This window comes from Streptomyces sp. NPDC060198 (genome assembly GCF_042728415.1).
Lineage (GTDB): Bacteria > Actinomycetota > Actinomycetes > Streptomycetales > Streptomycetaceae > Streptomyces.
Genome location: NZ_JBHWZJ010000540.1, coordinates 1 through 3,637 on the forward strand (window position 1 = coordinate 1; position 3,637 = coordinate 3,637).

General features: G+C 70.9%; 3 protein-coding genes. 1 reads left to right on the forward strand and 2 read right to left on the reverse strand.

The window, feature by feature from the left end; all coding sequences use genetic code 11:
• Positions 1-32: 32 nt before the first annotated feature.
• Both ACFWEP_RS33065 and ACFWEP_RS33070 read right to left on the reverse strand, forming a co-directional pair.
• Positions 33-890, reverse strand: coding sequence for a hypothetical protein (locus ACFWEP_RS33065; RefSeq protein ID WP_387375754.1), 858 nt, complete (start codon positions 888-890; stop codon positions 33-35).
• Positions 891-1,132: 242 nt separating this feature from the next.
• Positions 1,133-1,726, reverse strand: coding sequence for a TetR/AcrR family transcriptional regulator (locus ACFWEP_RS33070; RefSeq protein WP_387375756.1), 594 nt, complete (start codon positions 1,724-1,726; stop codon positions 1,133-1,135).
• A 324-nt stretch (positions 1,727-2,050) separates the two neighbouring features.
• On the opposite strand from ACFWEP_RS33070, the gene ACFWEP_RS33075 reads away from it, so the two are divergent.
• Positions 2,051-3,583, forward strand: a complete 1,533-nt coding sequence (locus ACFWEP_RS33075) for an MDR family MFS transporter (RefSeq protein WP_387375758.1) — start codon at positions 2,051-2,053, stop codon at positions 3,581-3,583.
• The last annotated feature ends 54 nt before the right edge of the window (positions 3,584-3,637 follow it).

Genomic DNA, 3,637 nt, shown 5'->3' on the forward strand with positions numbered 1-3,637 from the left:
GGCCTGTTCCATGCGGTCGGGGGCCTCGGACGCTACCGCGCGCTCAGCGACAGCGCGCCCGTGGGCGTCAGCGAGACGGCACCCGCCGGGACCGGCGAGGTGCCGGGCGCGGAGGCCGCGGGGGCAGGTGCGGTCGAGGTCGCCGGAGCCGTGGACACCGGGCTCGTGGATGCCGGGGCGTCGGCGTCCGCCGGGAGCTCCCGGGTGCGGTCGAACGGACGGAAGTCCGGGTTGGTGACGCAGCCCAGGTTCTCGTAGATGTCCACGTTGGTCTGCGGGTTCTTGCCGGCCCAGTGGTACTGGCAGGCACCCTCGATGAACCTGCCCCGGACACCGCCGGGGAAGTCGATCTCCTTGTTCCACAGGTACTGCGACTGGATGCCGGTCATCCGCGCGGTGGCGTTGACGTCGATGCCGCCCGGCGCCTGGATGGCGTACACCCAGCCGTCCTTGCCGCCTCCGGTGGCGAAGCCCTGCGCCACCCACCGGTCACAACTGGTGCTCACGTGCGCGGAGTTCTGGCCACCACCGCCGATGATCCACTGCGAGAGCGGGGTCAGCACGGTCCCCAGCGGGGTGAAGCCGCTCCGGAAGATCGCGCGGGGGTCCGGGCGGGTGTCCCCGCGCCAGAGCGTGTTGTCGTCGTGGCGCCAGTACCAGCCCTCGCTGATCGCGGCCGTGTCCACGTCGGCCCGCAGCGCGCGGTTCGTCGTCGTCCGCTCCCAGTCCGCGGACCGGTAACCGCCGGTGGGTCCGCAGGGGCCGGTGTCCCGGATCTGCTCCGGGGTCCCCGGCCACGGGTCGGTGTCGGCGTTCGCCGAGGTGGCGAAGGTCAGCGAGGTGACGACGAAGGTGGCGGCGGAGGCGATCCGCAGCGCGGTCTTGAACATGGTCGGGGCAGCCCCTCGGTCGGTGTGTACGGCCCACGTTCCCCGGGCCCGTCGGACGCGGCGCACGTCCTGTCCGAAACGGCCTAGCCCGTACGCACCGGAGGGTCGCGGGGCGACCGCGCCGGCCACCCGTCGGCACCACAGGGTTCACCCGCCCGGCGCAGGCCTGCGCGAGATTTTCGAGGGGAGGGCGACGGACGCCCGGGCCGCAGCGGCCGGGGTTTCCCCGGCTCGCGGGCCCCTCAGGCGCTCCCGGCCTCCGCCGCGCCCGGTTGCGGCACGAGCCGGTGGGCGATATCGCGGGCGACCCGGGCGATCTCCTCGTCGGAGACCTCCAGCCCCCGCGAGGCGAGCAGGGCGAGGTTCACGCTGAGGAGCGCGGACCGCAGCCGCAGCTTCTCCTCCACCGTGGCGTCGGGGCCGCCCATGACCTCGCTCAGCTCGGCGAACTTCTCGAGGGCGCCGCCCTTGTCGGGGCGCAGTTCGTGGATCACGCGGTGGTTGGCGGTGGCGAACCGGACGGCCGGCATGCCCTCGGCGATGAAGACGTCGACCATCCGGTCCACGATCCGGGTGGCGAGATCCGGGCCTGCGGGCTGTTCCCTGGCCCACTCCACCAGGGCGTCGACCGCCTCCAGGTAGGTGGTGAAGAGCGAGAGGACGATGTCCTCCTTGCTCTTGAAGTGGTAGTACAGGGCAGCCTTGGTGATGCCCAGCCGTTCGGCGATCTCCCGCAGCGAGGTCGCGTCGTACCCCTGCGCGGTGAAGAGTTCCAGGGCCACCTTGCGGATCTCGGCCCGCGTGTCGATGCCCCGTCGGCGTCCTGCGGCTGTCATGGCTGTGCGGTTCCTTTCGCCCCGGGCGTCTCCGCGCGGGAGCGCCCTGCGTCGATCGTGGTCCCCGCGTCCCTCTTTGCCAACTTACCGTACGGCAAGTAATCTACTGACCGCCCGGTAAGTGGATTCCGGGATCAGCTTGCCCTACCGCCGAGCCGATGACACTGCTGTCGTCCCGCGCCGGGGCCCTGCCGCCAGAGTTTCGGGTCCGTCGAGCGACCCACCTCCCTTGACCGAAAGGCATGCGCCGTGACGCAGACCTCCCCCGCACCGGCCGACGCCGGCGCGACCCCGGAACCCCCACGCTTCACCCACCGCGAGATCATGGTCACGATGAGCGGCCTGGTCATCGCAATGCTGCTCGCGATGCTGGACAACATGATCGTGGCGCCCGCGCTGCCCACGATCGTCGGAGACCTCGGCGGTCTCAAACACCTCGCCTGGGTGACCACCGGCTACATCCTCGCCTCCACCGTCGCCACCCCGATCTGGGGCAAGCTCGGCGACCTGCTCGGCCGCCGGATCACCTTCATCACCTCCATCGTGATCTTCCTCGCCGGCTCCGCGCTCTGCGGTCTCTCCCAGAACATGGGCGAACTCATCGGCTTCCGGGCCCTCCAGGGCCTCGGCGCCGGTGGCCTCATGGTCGGCGTGATGGCGGTGCTGGCCGAGATCGTGCCGCCCCGCGACCGCAGCAAGTACCAGGGCGTGATGATGGCGGTCATGCCCGTCGCCATGATCGGCGGCCCGCTCGCCGGTGGCTTCATCACCGACAACCTGAACTGGCGCTGGGCCTTCTACGTCAACCTGCCGCTGGGCATCATCGCCCTGTTCGTCTGCTGGTTCGTCCTCGCCAAGCTGCCGCGCAAGTCCGCCGCCAAGGTCCGCATCGACTGGACCGGCACCGCCTTGCTGAGCGTCTGGATCACCACCCTGGTCCTGATCACCAGCTGGGGCGGCAGCGAGTACGACTGGGCCTCGGGCACGATCCTCGGCCTCATCGCGGTCACCGTGATCGCCTTCGTCGCGTTCGTCCTCGTCGAGCGCCGGGCCGTGGAACCGATCATGCCGCTGTCGGTCTTCGCCGACCGCAACTTCAGCCTCGCCGGAGCCCTCAGCTTCATCGTCGGCTTCGCCATGTTCGGCGGGATCACCCTGCTGCCGCAGTTCCAGCAGTACGTCCAGGGCTCCTCCGCCACCAACAGCGGTCTGCTGCTCATGCCGATGATGCTCGCCGCGATGGTGCTCTCGCTCGTCGGCGGTACCTACATCAGCAAGACCGGCAAGTACCGTCTGCTGCCCATCGTGGGCACGGTCTTCCTGACCGCCGGGCTCGTCCTCTTCGCCACCATGGGACCCGACACTTCCCGCTTCACCACCGGGCTGTACATGGTGGTGCTCGGCCTCGGCATGGGCGGCCTGATGCAGACCACCATGCTCATCGCCCAGAACAGCGCCCCGCTGCGCGACATCGGCGCCGCCACCGGCGCGGCCACCTTCCTGCGCAACATGGGCGGCTCGCTCGGCGTCTCCCTGCTCGGCACCCTCTACGCCGGCAAGCTCACCGACTCCTTCACCGCGGCCGGCGCGTCGGCCGCGGGAGGGGCCGACGCCGGTTCCTCGGTCTCCAGCATGACCCCCGAGGCGCTGCGGTCCCTGCCCGCCGCCGTCCAGCACGCCTTCGCCCAGGCGGTCAGCGACGGCGTCGACACCGCCTTCGCCTGGGCCGCGGGCGCCGCGGCCATCGGCATCGTCGTCGCCCTCTTCGTCCGCCAGGTGCCGCTGCGCGGCTTCACCGGCGGTGAGGAGAAGAAGGCGGAAGCGGCGGCGGCAGCCGTCCCTGCGGTCGCCGAGTGACCTGCTGACACACCGACCCACCGGCGCATGACGGTGCCCCGTACGGAACGTCCG

What these genes read in the sequence shown, in the direction of transcription:
- ACFWEP_RS33075 (WP_387375758.1), top strand. Translation starts at nt 2,051, where the DNA reads ATGGTCACGATGAGCGGCCTGGTCATCGCAATGCTGCTCGCGATGCTG.
- ACFWEP_RS33065 (WP_387375754.1), bottom strand. Translation starts at nt 890, where the DNA reads ATGTTCAAGACCGCGCTGCGGATCGCCTCCGCCGCCACCTTCGTCGTC.
- ACFWEP_RS33070 (WP_387375756.1), bottom strand. Translation starts at nt 1,726, where the DNA reads ATGACAGCCGCAGGACGCCGACGGGGCATCGACACGCGGGCCGAGATC.